Annotated in this window: 20 protein-coding genes; all 20 read left to right on the top strand. The window is 63.3% G+C overall.

All coding sequences use genetic code 11. The annotated features are described in order from the left end of the window. Window positions 1-30 precede the first annotated feature (30 nt). The gene (locus QRN33_RS09295) at window positions 31-756 is read left to right on the top strand and encodes a beta-ketoacyl synthase chain length factor (RefSeq protein ID WP_285408211.1); all 726 of its coding nucleotides are present in this window, start codon (window positions 31-33) and stop codon (window positions 754-756) included. After that, entirely contained in the window at window positions 732-1544 is an 813-nt protein-coding gene (locus tag QRN33_RS09290; RefSeq protein WP_042608718.1) for a lysophospholipid acyltransferase family protein, read from the top strand. The genes QRN33_RS09295 and QRN33_RS09290 overlap by 25 nt, the downstream gene beginning before the upstream one ends. Then, entirely contained in the window at window positions 1522-1797 is a 276-nt protein-coding gene (locus QRN33_RS09285; protein WP_285408209.1) for a phosphopantetheine-binding protein, read from the top strand. The genes QRN33_RS09290 and QRN33_RS09285 overlap by 23 nt, the downstream gene beginning before the upstream one ends. A gap of 9 nt (window positions 1798-1806) precedes the next feature. Next, complete coding sequence (locus QRN33_RS09280; protein WP_123419848.1) at window positions 1807-2061, top strand: acyl carrier protein; 255 nt, start codon at window positions 1807-1809, stop codon at window positions 2059-2061. Beyond that, a complete protein-coding gene (locus QRN33_RS09275) occupies window positions 2058-2603 on the top strand; it encodes a COG4648 family protein (RefSeq protein ID WP_042608716.1) in 546 nt (181 codons plus the stop codon). The genes QRN33_RS09280 and QRN33_RS09275 overlap by 4 nt, the downstream gene beginning before the upstream one ends. After that, window positions 2600-4279, top strand: a complete 1680-nt coding sequence (locus QRN33_RS09270; protein WP_285408205.1) for an acyl-CoA synthetase family protein — start codon at window positions 2600-2602, stop codon at window positions 4277-4279. The genes QRN33_RS09275 and QRN33_RS09270 overlap by 4 nt, the downstream gene beginning before the upstream one ends. A 23-nt stretch (window positions 4280-4302) precedes the next feature. After that, entirely contained in the window at window positions 4303-5037 is a 735-nt protein-coding gene (locus QRN33_RS09265; RefSeq protein ID WP_285408204.1) for a glycosyltransferase family 2 protein, read from the top strand. Next, window positions 5034-5981, top strand: coding sequence for a lysophospholipid acyltransferase family protein (locus tag QRN33_RS09260; protein ID WP_285408203.1), 948 nt, complete (start codon window positions 5034-5036; stop codon window positions 5979-5981). Before QRN33_RS09265 ends, QRN33_RS09260 begins: the two co-directional genes overlap by 4 nt. After that, window positions 5962-7506: an HAL/PAL/TAL family ammonia-lyase gene (locus QRN33_RS09255; RefSeq protein ID WP_285408202.1), complete on the top strand. Its 1545-nt coding sequence runs from the start codon at window positions 5962-5964 to the stop codon at window positions 7504-7506. Before QRN33_RS09260 ends, QRN33_RS09255 begins: the two co-directional genes overlap by 20 nt. After that, the gene (locus QRN33_RS09250; RefSeq protein WP_042608713.1) at window positions 7499-7924 is read left to right on the top strand and encodes an acyl-CoA thioesterase; all 426 of its coding nucleotides are present in this window, start codon (window positions 7499-7501) and stop codon (window positions 7922-7924) included. The genes QRN33_RS09255 and QRN33_RS09250 overlap by 8 nt, the downstream gene beginning before the upstream one ends. Further along, window positions 7921-8523 (top strand): outer membrane lipoprotein carrier protein LolA, encoded by a 603-nt coding sequence (locus QRN33_RS09245; RefSeq protein WP_285408199.1) that lies wholly within the window; start codon window positions 7921-7923, stop codon window positions 8521-8523. The genes QRN33_RS09250 and QRN33_RS09245 overlap by 4 nt, the downstream gene beginning before the upstream one ends. Next, window positions 8507-10837, top strand: coding sequence for an MMPL family transporter (locus tag QRN33_RS09240; protein WP_285408198.1), 2331 nt, complete (start codon window positions 8507-8509; stop codon window positions 10835-10837). Before QRN33_RS09245 ends, QRN33_RS09240 begins: the two co-directional genes overlap by 17 nt. Further along, window positions 10834-11997 carry a cation:proton antiporter gene (locus tag QRN33_RS09235; protein WP_285408196.1) on the top strand — a complete coding sequence of 388 codons (1164 nt, stop codon included), beginning with the start codon at window positions 10834-10836 and terminating at the stop codon, window positions 11995-11997. Before QRN33_RS09240 ends, QRN33_RS09235 begins: the two co-directional genes overlap by 4 nt. Next, window positions 11984-13231: an NAD(P)/FAD-dependent oxidoreductase gene (locus QRN33_RS09230; RefSeq protein ID WP_285408194.1), complete on the top strand. Its 1248-nt coding sequence runs from the start codon at window positions 11984-11986 to the stop codon at window positions 13229-13231. The genes QRN33_RS09235 and QRN33_RS09230 overlap by 14 nt, the downstream gene beginning before the upstream one ends. Next, on the top strand, window positions 13228-13965 hold the full coding sequence (locus tag QRN33_RS09225; protein ID WP_285408193.1) for a class I SAM-dependent methyltransferase: 738 nt from the start codon (window positions 13228-13230) through the stop codon (window positions 13963-13965). Before QRN33_RS09230 ends, QRN33_RS09225 begins: the two co-directional genes overlap by 4 nt. 110 nt (window positions 13966-14075) lie before the next feature. Further along, window positions 14076-14546 (top strand): hypothetical protein, encoded by a 471-nt coding sequence (locus QRN33_RS09220; RefSeq protein ID WP_401202108.1) that lies wholly within the window; start codon window positions 14076-14078, stop codon window positions 14544-14546. Continuing rightward, a complete protein-coding gene (locus tag QRN33_RS09215; RefSeq protein WP_285408191.1) occupies window positions 14543-15739 on the top strand; it encodes a beta-ketoacyl-[acyl-carrier-protein] synthase family protein in 1197 nt (398 codons plus the stop codon). The genes QRN33_RS09220 and QRN33_RS09215 overlap by 4 nt, the downstream gene beginning before the upstream one ends. Then, a complete protein-coding gene (locus QRN33_RS09210; RefSeq protein WP_285408188.1) occupies window positions 15736-16200 on the top strand; it encodes a hotdog family protein in 465 nt (154 codons plus the stop codon). Before QRN33_RS09215 ends, QRN33_RS09210 begins: the two co-directional genes overlap by 4 nt. After that, entirely contained in the window at window positions 16193-16921 is a 729-nt protein-coding gene (fabG, locus tag QRN33_RS09205) for a 3-oxoacyl-ACP reductase FabG (protein ID WP_042608704.1), read from the top strand. Before QRN33_RS09210 ends, fabG begins: the two co-directional genes overlap by 8 nt. Further along, on the top strand, window positions 16921-18147 hold the full coding sequence (locus QRN33_RS09200) for a beta-ketoacyl-ACP synthase (protein WP_083354036.1): 1227 nt from the start codon (window positions 16921-16923) through the stop codon (window positions 18145-18147). The genes fabG and QRN33_RS09200 overlap by 1 nt, the downstream gene beginning before the upstream one ends. Window positions 18148-18157: the final 10 nt, after the last annotated feature.

Genomic DNA, 18157 nt, shown 5'->3' with positions numbered 1-18157 from the left:
CGTCAACGAAAGCCCGCAGGGGCGGGATGAATGTCCGTGATCAACTTCAACATCGCCCAATGGCGCGCGTGGGCCCCGGGGCTCGACAGCGTGGACGCCTGGCAGGCCTGGAGCCGACAACCGGTCGTGCTCCAGAGCAGTGATGCCGCGCCCGATGTGTCGTTTCTGCCGGCCATGCAACGCCGCCGCCTCAGCCGTCTGGCGCGGATGGCCTTCAGCGTTGGCTGGCCGCTGGCCGACGGAAGGAACAATCTGCCGCTGGTGTTCGTCTCGCGGCACGGTGAAACCCCTCGCACGTTTGAAATCCTCCGCGATCTGGCCACCGAACAACCTCTGTCGCCGACCCAGTTCAGCCTTTCGGTGCATAACGCGATCATCGGTTTGTGGTCGATCATGCGCGGCGAAACCAGCGAAATGACCGCCCTCGCTGCCGCTGGCGACGGTCTGGAACATGGCATGCTCGAAGCGGCGGCACTGCTTGCTGAGGGCGCCCCGGCGGTGCTGCTGGTGATTACCGAAGAGCAACCACCCGAGGCGTACTCACAGTGGGTCGATGATGTGCCATTCCCTTACGCGCTCGGTTTGTTGCTGACGCCGGGTACCGACTGGCGGCTGACCCTGAACAGCAGCACCGAAACCCGGTCAAAGGCGCACTGGCCGCACGCGCTCAACCTGCTGCGGACCCTGCTCGGCCAGCAACCTGATTGCCAACATGCGTGGAAAAATCGTGTATGGACCTGGCATCGCAACCCGTGACCGCCAAACACCGCGACGCCTATTACTGGCGCCTGCTGGCCACTGCTGCGAGCTTCGCCTTGTTCGGGCTCGGCGGGCTGTGTCTGCGCCTGCTGGTATTTCCGCTGCTCGGTTGCCTGCCCGGTGACGCACTTGAACATCGCCTGCGCGCCCGGCGTACGGTCAGCCGACTGTTCTGGTTTTTCGTGCGGTTCATGGCGCGCACCGGCGTGCTCACCTACGACATCGAGGGCGCCGAACGACTTGGCCGGCCGGGGCAGATGATCATCGCCAACCACCCGTCGCTGATCGATGTGGTGTTTCTCATCGGTCTGGTGCGCCACGCCAATTGCGTGGTGAAGAAGACCCTCTGGGAAAACCCCTTCACCCGTGGCCCGCTGCGCCGCACCGAGTACATCAGCAATGACGGCAGCATGGATATGCTCGATGCCGCTGCGCAATCGTTGCAGGACGGCCAGACCCTGATCATATTCCCCGAAGGCACGCGCACCCGGCCGGGGCAGGCGCCGGCCTTTCATCGGGGGGCGGCGGCGATTGCCTTGCGCGGTGCGAAAATCGTTACCCCGGTGATCATCAAGGTCAGCCCGACCACCCTGACCAAAGCCGAGCCGTGGTATCGCATCCCCCATCGCCGCGTGCACTTCAGTTTTCGCGTGGGGGCCGATATAGACCCACAGACCTTCGCCGCGCAAGGCCCCGCACCGCAGGCCTCGCGCAAGCTCAACGATTATTTGCATGACTATTTCATTAAGGAGCTCGCCGCAGATGAGCGAACTGAACACCGCTAGCCTGGTGCGTGACATCAAACTGCTGATCATCGAGGCCCTCGGCCTCGAAGACATCAGCCCCGAGGACATCGGCGACGAGCAGACATTGTTCGGCGAAGGCCTCGGCCTGGATTCCGTGGACGCACTGGAACTGGGCCTGGCGATCCAGAAAAAATACGGCATCAAGATTGACGCCGATGCCAAAGACACCCGCAACCATTTCACCAACGTGGCCAGCCTTGCGGCATTCGTCACGGCAAAACAGGCAGCTTGAGACCGGACCATGCAAACTCGTGACGATATTTTCAACACCCTGCGCGATGCCCTGGTCGAGCTGTTCGAACTGGATCCGGCCCGTGTAAGCATGGACGCCAATCTGTATCAGGATCTGGAAATCGACAGCATCGATGCCGTCGACCTGATCGATCACATCAAGCGCCAGACCGGCTACAAAATCGCCGCCGACGAATTCAAATCGGTGCGCACTGTCGGTGACGTGGTCGAGGCGGTCTACCGCTTGGTTCAACCGGCCGCATGAGCCGACTGATCGGCCTCGGCCTGCTGCTGGCCGGTCTGCTGTACCCCTTCGCGGTGTATTTCGGCATGGAGCATTTCGCCCCGTGGCAATTTGCGCTGCTGCTGGGCAGCCTGTGGCTGGCGCGCGCCCTGACCGGCGAACGCAAGCCCGGCAGCCTGTGGATGGCCTGCGTAGCGATCGCGTTCTGCCTGTTGCTGGCGGTATTCGACAGCCCGCAATTGCTGCGCTGGTACCCGGTGCTGATCAGCGCGTTCATGCTGGTGCTGTTCGGCGTGAGCCTGAAATACGGCCCGCCGATGGTCGAGCGTCTGGCGCGCTTGCGCGAGCCGGAGCTGCCGGAGGTTGCCGTTCGCTACACACGCAAGGTCACGCTGGCCTGGAGCGTGTTTTTCTTCTGCAACGGTTTGTGCGCCGCCCTCCTCACCCTGTGGGCGCCGCTGGATTGGTGGATGTTGTACACCGGCCTGATCTCCTACGGATTGATCGGCCTGATGTTTGCCATTGAATGGCTGATACGACAACGGGTAAGAGGCCGTACATGAATTGGATAAAACTTGAGCAGCTGTTGCTCAAGACACTGCCGGCACGGGCGATCTGCCAGGCGCCGGCTCTCGATCACGCGCAGTTGCACGCGCAGGCCCTGAGCGTTGCCGCTGGCCTGCAAGGCCAAGGCGTGAAACACCTGGCCGTGCACCTGGAAGATGCCGCCGACCTCGCCATCGCCCTGTTTGGCGCGTGGCGCGCCGGCGTCAGCGTGTTGCTGCCGGCAGACCTGCAAGCACAGACGCGTCAGCGCTGGTCCCCTGAAGTCGATCTGTGGCTGACCGATCAGCCGGGCGACGCGCAGCTCGATGACTTCACTCAACCGGGTTTACCCGGCGCCGAACTGGATCTCGATCAATGCCGACTGAGCCTGTGCACCTCCGGCTCCAGCGGCGAGCCCAAGCGCATCGACAAGACCCTGCGTCAATTGGCCAATGAAGTCGAGGCGCTGGAGCAGCTGTGGGGCGCAGACCTCGGTGAGGCTTGCATCATCGGCAGTGTCGCCACGCAACACATCTACGGTCTGCTGTTTCGCGTGTTGTGGCCGTTGTGCGCCGGACGTCCATTCGTGCGCCGGCAACTGGCGTTTTCCGAAGACTTGCAGCGCGCCAGCCGCGAGCACCCGACCTTTGCCTGGGTCGCCAGCCCGGCGCTGCTCAAGCGCATGGGCGACAACCTCGACTGGCCGGCCTTGAGGGCCGTGCGCCGGGTATTTTCTTCCGGTGGCGCGTTGCCGCTGGAGGCCGCGCAAAGTCTGCAACAGCGCTTGCAGCAATGGCCGACGGAAATCCTCGGCAGTTCGGAAACCGGCGGCATCGCCTGGCGCCAGGGCGAGTCGTTATGGCAGCCGTTCGCCGGCGTCGAACTGAGCCAGGACAGCGACGGCGCCCTGCTGATCGCCTCGCCTTATCTGCCTGCCGGCCACATCGAACACAGCGCCGACGCCGCGCGCATTGCCGCTGACGGTCGCTTCGAACTGCTGGGGCGGCTCGACCGCATCGTCAAACTGGAAGAAAAACGCATCTCGCTGCCGATGCTCGAACAGGCTCTGATCGATCACGACTGGGTCGCTGAAGCGCGCCTCGGTGTCGTGCAGGAAAACCGCGCCTCGCTCGGTGCGCTGCTGGTACTCAGCGAGTCTGGCCTGTTCGCCCTGCGCGAGCACGGCCGCCGTGGCCTGACCGAAATACTGCGCAAACATCTGAGTCAGCATTGCGAAGCCCTCGCCCTGCCCCGACGCTGGCGCCTGCTGCGGCAAATGCCATTCAACAGCCAGGGCAAACTGGCGCAAGCCGACGTCGAAGCGTTGCTTTTGGCCGCACGACCAAAAGCGCCCGAAGTGCTGGAACAAAGCGAAACCGAAGGTGAGTGGAGCCTGCAACTCAGCGTGCCGCCGGATCTGGCCTACTTCAGCGGGCACTTCCCCAAGGCGCCGGTTTTACCTGGTGTGGTGCAGGTGGAATGGGCATTGAACCTGGGTCGCCAATTGCTCAACCTGACCGGCCCGTTTGCCGGCATGGAAGTGCTGAAGTTCCAGCAACTGGTGCGCCCCGGCGATGAAATCCAGTTACACCTGCGTTTCGATCCGGAGCGCAGCAAACTGTATTTCGCTTATCGCAATGACACGGCGACCTGTTCCAGCGGCCGAATCCTGCTAGGAGTTGGCAATGCATAACCTGTGGCGAGGGGATGTATTCCATGCATAACCCTTGCGCCGTGATCCCGGTCTACAACCACGAAACCGCAATCGGCACCGTGGTCGATGCTCTGCTCGCGCAAGGTCTGCCATGCATTCTGGTGGACGACGCCAGCGAGCCCTCCTGCGCAAAAATCCTCGACGCTCTGGCCGAATGCGATAACGTGCACCTGGTGCGCCTGACCGCCAATCAGGGCAAGGGCGGCGCGGTGATGACCGGTCTGCGCGAAGCCTCGCGCCTGGGCTACAGCCATGCCTTGCAGGTCGATGCCGACGGCCAGCACGATTTGCACGATGTCGCGCGCTTCGTCGCCGAATCCCGCGCTTATCCGGAGGCGATGATCTGCGGCTATCCGCTGTTTGACGAGAGCGTGCCGAAAGGACGTTTGTACGCGCGCTATCTGACCCACGTAATGGTGTGGATCAACAGCCTGTCGTTGCAGATTCGCGATTCGATGTGCGGCTTTCGCGTTTACCCGCTGGCGCCAACCCTGGCAGTGATCGACTCGGCCAAGGTGGGCAAACGCATGGATTTCGATTCGGACATTCTCGTGCGCCTGGCCTGGCGCAATCAGCCGATGCGCTGGCTGCAGACCAGCGTGCATTACCCGCTGGACGGCGTGTCGCACTTTCGCCTGTTCCACGACAACGCGCTGATCTCCAGCATGCACACGCGGCTGTTTTTCGGCATGTTGCTGCGTTGGCCGCTGATCCTCTGGCGGCGGTGGAAACCATGAGCGAAGAAGTCGACAACAAGCACTGGGCCGACCGCGAAGAACGCGGCAGTTTCCTGCTGATGAAATTCACCGCATTCGCCGCCAAAGTGCTTGGCCGGCGCCTGCTGAGTCCGTTGCTGTACGCCATCGTGCTGTATTTTTTCCTGTTCGGCCGCATCGCCCGGCGCAGCGCTTGGCAGTACCAGCAGCGTCTGGCCGAGTGGAGTCAGCGTGCCGACCTGCGCCCGAGCCACTGGCGGGTATTCGGCCAGTTCATGACATTCGCCGATTCGCTGCTCGACAAGCTCGATGTGTGGAACGGCAAACTGAGCATCGAACAGATCGAAATCATCGACCCGGCGCTGCTGCGCAAGCAGTTGCGCGGCAGTCGCGGACAACTGCTGGTCGGCGCGCATCTGGGCAATCTCGAAGTGTGCCGGGCGTTGGCGGAGATCGGCGAAAAGGTCACCATGAACGTGCTGGTGCACACCAAGCACGCCGAGCAGTTCAACCGCCTGCTTGGTGAGGCCGGGGCGACCAACCTGCGCCTGATCCAGGTCAGCGAACTCGACCCGGTGATCATGCTGCAACTGCACGAACGCCTGGAGCGCGGCGAGTGGCTGGCGATCGCCGGTGACCGCGTGCCGCTGCACGGCGGGCGCAGTGTCACTGTGGATTTTCTCGGCCACCCGGCGCCGTTTCCGCAAGGCCCGTGGTTGCTGGCCGGCCTGCTCAAGTGCCCGGTCAATCTGCTGATGTGCCTCAAGCAACCTGAAGGCCACTATCGCCTGACTCTCGAACCGTTCGCCGACGCGGTGGTGTGGACACGCCGCGAGCGCGAGCAGGTCATTCATCAGTGGGCCACCCGCTACGCGCAGCGCCTGAGTCACTATTGCCTCGAAGCCCCACAGCAATGGTTCAACTTTTACCCTTTCTGGAAGACCGATGACGACGCCAACCCATGAGCCGGTAACCTTCGGCGAACGCCCTCTGCGCATCGAAGACGTGCTGGCCCTGGCCAACCGTCAGGCGCCCGTGCAGTTGCAGGCTGACGCCGACTATCGCGAGCGCATCGCCAAGGGCGCGCGTTTTCTCGATTCGCTGCTGGACAAAGAAGGGGTGATCTACGGCGTCACCACCGGTTACGGCGATTCCTGCGTGGTCGCGGTACCGCTGCATCACGTCGAGGCGCTGCCGCGTCATCTCTATACTTTCCATGGTTGCGGCCTCGGCAAGCTGCTCGACGCGCAAGCCACCCGCGCGGTGCTGGCAGCGCGTTTGCAGTCGTTGTGTCACGGCGTCTCCGGGGTGCGCGTGGAGCTGCTGGAGCGTCTGCATGCATTTCTCGAATACGACATCCTGCCGCTGATTCCCGAGGAAGGCTCGGTTGGCGCCAGCGGCGATCTGACCCCGCTGTCCTACGTCGCCGCGACCCTGTCCGGCGAGCGCGAAGTGATGTTCCGCGGCGAGCGTCGGCAGGCTGCCGATGTGCATCGCGAACTCGGCTGGACGCCATTGGTACTGCGCCCGAAAGAAGCGCTGGCGCTGATGAACGGCACGGCGGTGATGACTGGCCTCGCCTGCCTCGCCTTCGCCCGCGCCGATTATCTGCTGCGACTGGCCACCCGCATCACCGCACTCAACGTCGTCGCGCTGCAGGGCAATCCGGAGCACTTCGACGAGCGCCTGTTCGCCGCCAAGCCGCATCCGGGGCAGATGCAGGTGGCCGCGTGGCTGCGCAAGGATCTGGCGATCGACGCGCCAACCGCGCCGCTGCATCGTCTGCAGGATCGTTACTCGCTGCGTTGCGCGCCGCATGTGCTCGGCGTGCTGGCGGACAGCCTGAACTGGCTGCGCGGTTTCATCGAAACCGAACTGAACAGTGCCAACGACAACCCGATTATCGATGCCGAAGCCGAGCGCGTTCTGCATGGCGGGCACTTCTACGGCGGGCACATCGCCTTCGCCATGGACAGCCTGAAAAACCTCGTGGCCAACGTCGCCGATCTGCTCGATCGGCAACTGGCGCTGCTGGTCGACGAACGCTACAACCACGGCTTGCCGAGCAACCTGTCCGGCGCACCCGCCGATCGGGCGATGATCAATCACGGCTTCAAGGCGGTGCAGATCGGCACCAGTGCCTGGACCGCCGAAGCGCTGAAGAACACCATGCCGGCCAGCGTGTTCTCGCGCTCCACCGAGTGCCACAACCAGGACAAGGTGAGCATGGGCACCATCGCCGCCCGTGATGCGATTCGCGTGCTGGAGCTGACCGAGCAGGTTGCCGCCGCCACGCTGCTCGCCGCCAATCAGGGCGTGTGGCTGCGCGCTCAAGCCTTCGATGCGCGTCCGCTGCCGCCGGCGCTGGCGGCGATGCACGCAGAACTGGGCAAAGACTTCCCGCCGGTCATCGAAGACCGCGCGCTGGAAGGCGAATTGCGCCTGTGCCTGCAACGCATCGCCGCGCAACACTGGAGGCTGCATGCGTAGTGCCGGAGTGCTTCACGCCGATACCGAGATTCTGGTGCCGTTCTTCGACGTCGACACCATGCACGTGGTCTGGCACGGCCATTACGTCAAATACCTGGAAGTGGCGCGCTGCGCGCTGCTGGACAAGATCGGCCACAACTACACGCAGATGGTCGAGTCTGGTTACGCCTGGCCGATCATCGACCTGCAGCTGCGCTACGTGCGCAGCGCGGTGTTCGGTCAACGGCTGAATGTGCGCGCCAGTCTGGTCGAGTGGGAAAACCGCCTGAAGATCAATTACCTGATCACCGACCTGCAGACCGGCGAGCGCCTGACCCGCGCCAGCTCGGTGCAGGTCGCCGTCGAAGTCAGCAGCCGCGAGATGCAGCTGGCTTCACCGAAAGTCTTCACCGATGCCGTGGAAAGGATGCTGCGATGAATGTGTTGTTCAAAAGCCTTGGCGCGTTGACGCTGCTGGCCGTGTCGTCATGGGCCCATGCCTTCGACATGCAACAGCTCAGCGAACAACTGGCGAAACCGGACGTTATCCACGGCCAGTTCATTCAGGAAAAACACCTGCGCGCCCTGCCGCAGCCGCTGATCAGCAAGGGCAGCTTCGTCCTCGCGAAAACGCATGGCTTGCTGTGGCTATTGAAAACCCCGCTGCAACAGGACTACCGCATCACCGCCAAAGGCATCGCCCGCCGTGACACCAATGGCTGGCAACTGCTGCCGAACAAGAGCGCCGGTGCCGAGCAGAACCGGCTGTTCCTGGCTGTGCTGCAAGGTGACAGCAGCGGTTTGCAACGGGATTTCGAGCTGGCCCTGAGCGGCACGGCGCAACAATGGAAGCTGACCCTGACACCGCGTTCGATGCTGCTCAAGCAGGTGTTCCAGCAAATCAATATCGACGGCGGTGCTCTGGTGCAAACCATCGAACTGCTGGAAACCCAGGGCGACAGCACCCTGCTGCGCACGCAGGACAGCACCGCCGAGCAACCCTTGAGCGAAGCGGAGCAACATGACTTTGCCGAGTGAACGCAGGCTGCCCTGGCTGTTTCTGAGCCTGCTGCTGGCCGTCGTCGCGCTGGCCGCGTGGCAGTGGCGCGACGGTGCGCCGTTGTCGGCCAATCTCATGGAGCTGGTGCCCGGGACCAATCCCGACGCGCTGGAATTGCGCGCCGAGCAGCGTATGCAAGAGCCGCTCAACCGCGAAATGCTGGTACTGGTCGGCCACGCCGATCGCCAGCAAGCACTGACCATGGCCCGGCAATTGGGCGAGCAATGGCAGGCCAGCGGTCTGTTCGAAACCGTGCAGTGGAATCTGCACGCCGACTTGCCAGCGCTACGCACGCAATTGCTGCAAGGGCGCCTGGCGATGCTCTCGGCGGATGATCGGCAGCTGCTCAGCGAACACCCCGACGTGTTCATCCAGCAGCGGGTGCAGGCGCTGTTCGATCCGTTCAACGGCTTTACCCTGGTGCCGAGTCAGGACGATTGGCTGGGCCTGACCGGGCGCATCCAGAACAGCCAGCCGAAACACGGCGCGGTGCAACTGGACATCGGCAGCGGCGCACTGATCGCCGAAGCCGACGGCAAGAGCTGGGTGATGCTGCGGGCGCGCACCACCGGCAACGCCTTCGACATGAACCTGCCGCTGCAAGTCGCGGATCTGCTCCAGCACAGCCGTGAACAGGCAGCGAAAAACGACGTGCAGTTGCTTGCCGCCAGTGGCCTGCTGTATGCGGCTAACGGCCAACAACAGGCCACCCGCGAAATGACCTGGGTCGGCGGCGGCGCGACGGTCGGGATTCTGCTGTTGCTGCTGTTGGCGTTTCGTCGCTGGCGCGTGCTGCTGGCCTTCGTTCCCGTGCTGGTGGGCATGCTGTTCGGCGCGGTGGCCTGCGTGGTGCTGTTCGGTCACATGCATGTGATGACGCTGGTGCTCGGTTCGAGCCTGATCGGCGTCGCCGTGGATTACCCGCTGCACTATCTGTCCAAGAGCTGGAGCCTCAAGCCCTGGCGCAGCTGGCCGGCCCTGCGCCTGACTTTGCCGGGGCTGACCCTGAGCCTGATCACCAGCGTCATCGGCTATCTGGCGCTGGCGTGGACCCCGTTCCCGGCATTGACGCAGATCGCCGTTTTCTCCGCCGCCGGTTTGCTCGGCGCCTATCTGTCGGCGGTCTGTCTGCTGCCGGCGCTGCTGAAAAATGTCGAACTGCGCCCGGCGCAATGGCCGCTGCGCCTGGCCGAACGCTTGATTCATCTGCGCGAAGCGCTGCTCGGTTGCATTCGCACGCCCGTGCTGCTGGCCCTGCTGATCGCCTTCTGCGTCGGCGGTCTGATGCAGTTGCAAAGCAAGAACGACATCCGCCAATGGGTCGGGGCGCCGCAGCACCTGACCGACGAAGCGCAGACCATCGCGCGCATCACCGGTTTCCAACCGACCAGCCAGTTCTTCCTCATTCGCGCCGCCAATCAGGAGCAATTGCTTGAGCGCCAGGCGGCGCTGAGCGAGCGTCTGCAGCAGCTGGTCAACCTCGACAAGCTGCAGGGCTTTCTCGCCCTCGATCAACTGGTCAGCGCGCCGAGCCAGCAACAGCAAGTGCGCGAATCACTGAGCAAGCTGCCATCGTTCTGGCAACCGCTGCTCGACCTCGGCGTGCCGGCGGCGGCTTTGCAAAACGAATTGCAGCAGTTGCAGACCCTGCCCGCCGAAGACATCGACGCCGCGCTGGCCGGCCCGCTCGGTGAGCCGTATCGCACGCTATGGCTTGGCCCGACTGAAGACGGTGTTGCGGCAATGACCAGCCTGCAGGGCTTGAACAATCCGTCGTTGCTGCGCGTGCAGGCGCTGGACTTGCCAGGAGTGGTGCTGGTCGATCGCCTCGGTGATCTGAACAAAGTGTTCGCCGCCACGCAGATCAGCGCCGCCGAACTGAAACTGGCCTCCTGCGTGTTGATCGTGCTGGTGCTGATTCTGCCGTTCGGCCTCACCGGCGCGCTGCGTATCGTTGCCCTGCCGCTGCTGGCAGCGCTGTGCAGTCTGGCCAGCCTCGGCTGGCTCGGTCAGCCGCTGACTCTGTTCAGCCTGTTCGGCCTGCTGCTGGTGACGGCGATCAGCGTCGATTACGCGATCCTCATGCGTGAACAGGTGGGCGGCGCGGCGGTGAGCCTGCTCGGCACCCTGCTCGCGGCGCTAACGACATGGCTGTCGTTCGGCCTGCTGGCAGTGTCCAGCACGCCGGCGGTGAGCAATTTCGGCCTGTCGGTAAGCCTCGGTCTGGCGTTCAGCTTCATGCTCGCGCCATGGGCCGGGCGCCATGAAACGGTTTCGGAGACAGCAGCATGATGGTTGTCGGCTTCTGGTTGCTGGCCCTGGCGTTGTTTGCGCTGGCGACCCGGGTCGGCCGCCATTTCGGCCTGATTCCGATCGTCAGTCAGTTGCTGCTGGCGAGCTTCGGCTTACCGCTGCTGATGTACTTCTGGATCGAGCCGGGCTGGCAGCTCAGCGGTGCACAGCTGATCGCGCCGGACTGGCTGAAAAGCCTCTACAGCCTGAGTTTCGCCTTGCTGCTCGGGCACATTCTCAGCGATGTGATCGACCTGAAACTCGATCGTCAGAGCGTGAAAATTGCCCTGCCGAGTTTCATCGTGCCATTCGCCTGCGGTCTGGCAGCCGCGCACTGGCTGTTGCCCGCGCAGCCATGGCTCAACTCACTGGCGATCGGATTGGTCTTCGCGATCACCGCGATCCCGGTGCTGTATCTGTACCTGCGCCATATCGATTATCCGCCCGCCGCCACTCGTCGGCTGGTGCAGACCGCGATCCTCATCGACCTGACCTGCTGGACGCTGTTCGGCCTCGCCCAGGGCAGCCTGCAGCTGAGCAGCCTGTTGCTGCCCTTGGCGATGGCTGGCGTGCCGCTGTTCCTGTATCTGCTACGCGTGCGTCGCCCGCTGACCTACAGCCTCGGATTCTTCGCGCTGCTGGTCATGGCCGAGCATTACAAACTCAACGCACTGATTTTCGGCATCGGCTATCTGCTGTGCATGGCGGTGCTGAAAGTGCCGCTGGTGCTGCCATTGCCGGCGCGCTGGATGAGCCGTTTGCAGGTGTGGATCGCGATCCCGCTGATCCTTACGTTCGGCATCGTCCAGATCGACGTGCACAGCGCTCTTGCCAGTCTCGACGGCGGACAATGGGCGGCGCTGCTGCTGTTGCCGATTACCAGTAAACTGCTCGGCAACTGGCTCGGCCTCGGCTGGGCAGGCGGGTCGTTCGCGGGCGCCAGTCGCTGGCGCGAAAGCGTGCTGCTGAACATTCGCGGCCTGAGCGAAATCGTCTTTCTCAACCTGCTGTTGCAACAACAGCTCATCACCCCGGCGCTGTATTTCGCGCTGATGCTGATGGGCCTGATCGCCACGCTGCTGCCGGCCCTGATCGGCCTGCATCGCGCACCCCTGAATCTGAACAGTCCTTTGCCCCGGAGCTCACGTGCCAATCGTTGAAATGGAATCCCGTCAGGTCGTGATCATCGGTGCCGGCCCGTCCGGCGCTATCGCCGCGGCCCTGCTCAAACGCAAGGGCCACGATGTGCTGGTGCTCGAACGTCAGCACTTCCCGCGCTTCTCCATCGGCGAAAGCCTGCTCAGCCATTGCCTGGATTTCGTCGAAGAAGCCGGCATGCTCGACGCCGTCAACGCCGCTGGTTTCCAGCGCAAGACCGGCGCAGCGTTTGCCTGGGGCGAGCGCTACAGCGCTTTCGATTTTGGCGACACTTTCACCGCCGGCAAGCCGACCACGTTCCAGGTGCAGCGCGCCGATTTCGACAAGTTGCTGGCCGATCAAGCAGCATTGCAAGGTGCGGAAATCCGTTATGGCGATGCGATCGTCAGCGTCGATTTCGATCAGGCGAAACCACTCCTTGATGTGCGCCGCGAAGATGGCAGCGAGTACCGCGTCGAAGCCGATTTCGTCCTGGACGCCAGCGGTTACGGCCGCGTGCTGTCGCGTCTGCTGGACCTCGAAGCGCCGTCGAATTTCCCGGTGCGTCAGGCCGTGTTCACCCATGTTGAAGATCACATCGACAGCCCGGCGTTCGACCGGGAAAAAATCCTCGTCACCACTCACCCGCAGCACCGCGACGTGTGGTTCTGGACCATCCCGTTCAGCAACGGTCGCTGCTCCGTGGGCGTGGTCGCGGCCGAGGAACATTTCCAGGGCCGCGACAGCGACCTCGATGCCTGCCTGCGCAGTTTCATCGCCGAAACACCAAGCCTCGCCAGGGTTCTCAACAACGCGGTCTGGGACACCCCGGCGCGTACCCTCGGCGGTTACGCGGCCAACGTGAAAACCCTGCACGGCCCGGGTTTCGCCCTGCTGGGCAATGCCGCGGAATTCCTCGACCCGGTGTTCTCCTCCGGCGTGACCATCGCCATGCGTTCGGCGAGCATGGCCGCCGGCGTGCTGCACCGTCAGTTGCGGGGTGAAACGGTCGACTGGCAACGGGAATTTGCCGAGCCGTTGAAACGCGGCGTCGACACCTTTCGCTGCTACGTCGAAGGCTGGTACGCCGGTACCTTTCAGGACGTGATTTTCTACGAGGACAGCCAGGCGGACATTCGCCGGATGATCTGCTCGATTCTCGCCGGCTACGCCTGGGACGAGCGCAACCCGTTCGTCAGCGAAGCGCGGCGCCGGCTGAAGATGATTTCCGAACTCTGCGCGCAGGACGCCTCATGAATTACCTGAGCGACAGTTACGTCGAGGAAACCCGCTTCGGCTTCTGGTTCCTGCGCAGCCACACCTGGCAGCACCATGTGCTGCGCGTGGCGATCAATGATCTGCGTGAGTTGTTCAGTGAGCCGCTGCCGGAACAGCCGGTGCTGCTGGACGCCGGTTGCGGGCAAGGCAAGTCGTTCGCTCACTTGCGCCAGACCTTTGCCCCGCAGCGCCTGATCGGCGTCGACGCCGACCCGCACAGCCTGCACCTGAGCGGCGAAGAGGCTGCGCGCCTGAGCATGCCGGTCGAGTTGATCGGCAGCGATTGCGCAACGCTCCAGGTCGCCGATGCCAGCGTCGATCTGCTGTTCTGTCACCAGACCTTCCATCATCTGGTCGAGCAGGAAAAAGCCCTGGCCGAGTTCTATCGCGTGCTGAAACCGGGCGGCTATCTGCTGTTCGCCGAGTCCACCGAGGCTTATATCGATACCTGGGTCATCCGCTGGCTGTTCCGTCATCCGATGCACGTACAAAAGAGCGCCGCCGGGTATCTGCAGATGATTCGCGAGCAGGGTTTCGAGTTTGCCGAGCGCAATGTTTCCTACCCGTACCTGTGGTGGAGCCGGTCGAGGGACTTTGGCTTGCTGGAGCGGTTGGGGTTGCGTAAGCCGAAGCCGTTTGGCGAACGCGAAGAGACGCTGGTGAATGTCGTCGCGCGCAAGCCGCTTGCAGGTGCTATCTCATGCAACGCATAACCTGTAGGAGTGAGCCTGCTCGCGATAGCTGTGGGTCAGCCAATGACTATTTTGAATGCATGACCGCTATCGCGAGCAGGCTCACTCCTACAAGGATTGTGGCATGGCTGATGATGGTGTTCTGCGCCCTTTTGCTCAGTGCCTGCGCCAGCCAGGCACCGCTGCCAGCGGCCAACCCGACGCTGCCCCTGCCGCTGCAACTGCACATCGAACGCGAGCAGGCCGGGCAGCGTCAGGACTGGTTGCTGGTGATCCAGCGCGAAGGCGCCGGCACGCGCTGGTCGATGATGGATCCGCTGGGCATTCCCCAAGCCCGTCAGCAACTGATCGACGGGCATTGGCAGGCCGACGGCCTGCTGCCGCCCAATCCCGAGGCGCGGGAGTTGTTCGCCGCGCTGCTGTTCGCCCTGACCCCGTCCGCCGAACTGCTGCGCAACTATCCCGACGCCCGGCAACAGACCGATCAGCGTTCTCTGCCGGCGCGCTGGAACGTTCGCTATTCACAACCGTTGAGCTTCGAATTGAATCTGCCCCAAGGCCCGCACTATCGCGTTTCCCAGTTAGGTGAATCGACGCCATGACCGCTTACCTGAATGCCCTCGGCGTAATCTGCGCCCTGGGCCGCGACAAGTCTGAAGTCGCGCGCAATCTGTTCGCCGGCGACTGTTCGGGGATGCGCCGCGAGGCCGGCCGGGTTGCCGAGCGTGAGCTGCCAGTGGCCGCCGTGCACGGTGAATTGGCCGCGATTCCGGCCGAACTGATCGAGCACAGCAGTCGCAACAACCAACTGCTGCTGGAAGCCGCGCTGCAGATTCGTGACGACATCGATCGCGCGATCCAGACCTATGGCCGTGAACGCATCGGCGTCGTGCTCGGCACCAGCACGTCAGGCATCGACGAGGCGAGCCGGGGTCTGGCGCATTACATCCGCGAGCAACAGTTTCCTCGCGAGTATGACTATCGCCAGCAGGAACTTGGCGCTCCGGCGAATTTTCTCGCCGAGTGGCTGCAACTGAGCGGTCCGGCCTACGTGATTTCCACCGCCTGCACTTCCAGCGCCCGCGCTTTGATGAGTGCTCAGCGTCTGCTCGATCTGGGCCTGTGCGATGCGGTGCTGTGCGGCGGCGTCGACAGTCTGTGCAAGCTCACCCTGAACGGTTTTTCTTCGCTGGAAGCCGTTTCAGATGAACGCTGCAATCCTTTTTCGGCCAACCGCAACGGCATCAATATCGGCGAAGCAGCGGTGCTGTTCGTGATGAGCAAACAGCGCGGCGAAGGTCCGGGGATTGCCCTGCTCGGCGCAGGCGCCAGCTCGGATGCGCACCATATTTCCGCGCCAGAGCCGAGCGGTCGCGGCGCCCTGCAAGCGATGCAAAAAGCCCTTGGCCGCGCCAATCTGCAAGCCGCGCAAATCAACTACCTGAACCTGCACGGCACCGCCACTCAACACAACGACGCCATGGAAAGTCTGGCGGTCGCGGCGCTGTTTCCCAACGGCGTCGCCTGCTCGTCGACCAAGCCGCTGACCGGCCACACCCTCGGCGCGGCTGGCGCACTGGAAGCGGCGTTCTGCTGGCTGAGCCTGAGCGCCGACAACCCTGAACAGGCGCTGCCGCCGCACATCTGGGACGGCCAGGCCGATCCCGCGCTGCCGCCCCTGCAGTGGGTGACTGCGAGCGAGCGCCTGACGTCCATTGCACCGCGCTACCTGATGAGCAACTCGTTTGCCTTCGGCGGCAACAACGTCAGCCTGATAATCGGAGACGCCCCATGAGCCACTGGCCGCTCGCCGAACTGCTGCCGCACGCCGGCGACATGATTCTGATCGACGCCATCGAGCGCTTCGATGACGAGCAGATCTTCACTCGCCTGAAGGTCAAGCCCGACGGCCTGTTCAACCTGCCCGACGGTAGCCTGCCGGCGTGGGTCGGCGTCGAGCTGATGGCGCAGAGCGTCGCCGCTTTCGCCGGTTGCCACGCGCGGCAAAAAGGCAATCCGGTGGAGCTGGGCTTTCTCCTCGGCACGCGCAAGTTCGAGTGCAACGTCGAAGCCTTTGCGCCGGGCAGCGAATTGACCGTCCACGGCATTCGCTCATTGGAAGACGACAATGGCATGGGCGTGTTCGAATGCCATATCCATGGCGACGGCATTCATGCCAGCGCACGGCTGAACGTGTTCCGCCCGCCCGAAGCCAACCAATACCTGCAACAGACAAAGGAGTCGCACGATGACTGAATCCGTACTGGTCACCGGCTCCAGCCGTGGCATCGGCCGCGCCATTGCCTTGCGTCTGGCGCAAGCCGGGCATGACATCGTCCTGCATTGCCGCAACGGCATGACCGAAGCCCAAGCGGTGCAGGCCGAAATCGAAGCACTGGGTCGCCGTGCGCGCATTCTGCAATTCGATGTTGCCGACCGTGACACCTGCAGAAGCATTCTCGAAGCCGATGTCGATAACCACGGTGCCTATTACGGGGTAGTGCTCAACGCCGGGCTGACCCGCGACGGCGCGTTTCCGGCGCTGAGCGATGACGATTGGGACGTGGTCCTGCGCACCAATCTCGACGGCTTCTACAACGTTTTGCACCCGGTGATGATGCCGATGATCCGTCGCCGCGCCGCCGGGCGCATCGTCTGCATCACGTCGGTGTCGGGTCTGATCGGCAACCGTGGCCAGGTAAACTACAGCGCTTCGAAGGCCGGGGTGATCGGCGCGGCAAAGGCGTTGGCGATCGAGCTGGGCAAGCGCAAAATCACCGTTAACTGCGTCGCCCCGGGCCTGATCGACACGGCCATGCTCGACGAAAACGTACCGGTGGAAGAGCTGATGAAAATGATCCCCGCGCAGCGCATGGGCACCCCTGAAGAAGTAGCGGCTGCGGTGAATTTCCTGATGTCGGCGGAAGCTTCGTACATCACCCGTCAGGTTCTGGCAGTCAACGGAGGCCTGTGCTGATGAAGCGCGTCGTCGTCACCGGCATGGCCGGCATCACCTCGCTGGGCAGCGACTGGCAGACCATTGCCGGCAACTTCGCAGCCAACCGCAGCGGCATTCGCCGCATGGACGAGTGGGATCGCTTCACTGAACTCAACACGCGTCTGGCCGGCCCCATCGATGACTTTGTCGTGCCATCGCACTGGACCCGCAAACAATTGCGCAGCATGGGCCGGGTTTCCCGCCTGGCGGTCGCGGCGGCGGAAAAAGCCCTGGCCGACGCAGGCCTGCTCGGCGACGAATCGATCAAGGACGGGCGCATGGGCGTTGCCTGCGGCTCGTCCACCGGCAGCACTGACGAGATCAAGGCTTTCGGCAACATGCTGCTCAACTCGGTGGCCGAGGGGCTCAACGCCAACTCCTATGTGCGGATGATGCCGCACACCACCGCGGCCAATATCAGCATCTTCTTCGGCCTCACCGGACGCCTGATTCCGACCTCCAGCGCCTGCACCAGCGGCAGCCAGGGCATCGGTTACGCCTACGAGGCGATCAAGTTCGGCCGCTTGCCACTGATGCTCGCTGGCGGCGCCGAAGAGCTGTGCCCGACCGAAGCCATGGTCTTCGACGCGCTCTACGCCACCAGTCTGAAAAACGATGCACCACAGACCAGCCCACGCCCGTATGACAAGGGCCGTGACGGTCTGGTGATCGGTGAGGGTGGCGGCATGCTGGTGCTTGAGGAGCTTGAACACGCCCTCGCCCGTGGCGCGCATATCCACGCGGAAATTGTCGGTTTCGGCAGCAACGCCGATGGCCAGCACACTACCCGCCCGGAACAGGTCACGATGCGCCGCGCCATGGAACTGGCCCTGGAAGATGCCGGCCTCAGCCCGGATGCCATCGGTTATGTGAACGGCCACGGCACCGCGACCGAGCAGGGCGACATCGCCGAAACACTGGCCACCAGCAGCCTGTTCGGTGAGCACATGCCGATCAGCTCGCAGAAGAGTTTTCTCGGCCACACCCTCGGTGCCTGCGGTGCGCTGGAATCGTGGTTCAGCATCGAAATGCTCAACCGCGACCAGTACGTGCACACCTTCAACCTCGACGAGGTCGATCCGCACTGCGGCAAGCTCGATTACCTGCGCGGCGAATTCCGCCAGATGCATCACGACTACGTGATGAACAACAATTTCGCTTTCGGCGGCGTCAACACTTCGTTGATCTTCCGCCGCTGGGCATAACCGAATCAAT

Origin of the sequence: Pseudomonas sp. FR229a (assembly GCF_030209115.1) — a bacterium.
Taxonomy (GTDB): domain Bacteria; phylum Pseudomonadota; class Gammaproteobacteria; order Pseudomonadales; family Pseudomonadaceae; genus Aquipseudomonas; species Aquipseudomonas moraviensis_A.
The sequence above is the reverse complement of the archived record's forward strand: the minus strand, read 5'-3'. Positions and strand labels throughout refer to the sequence as shown.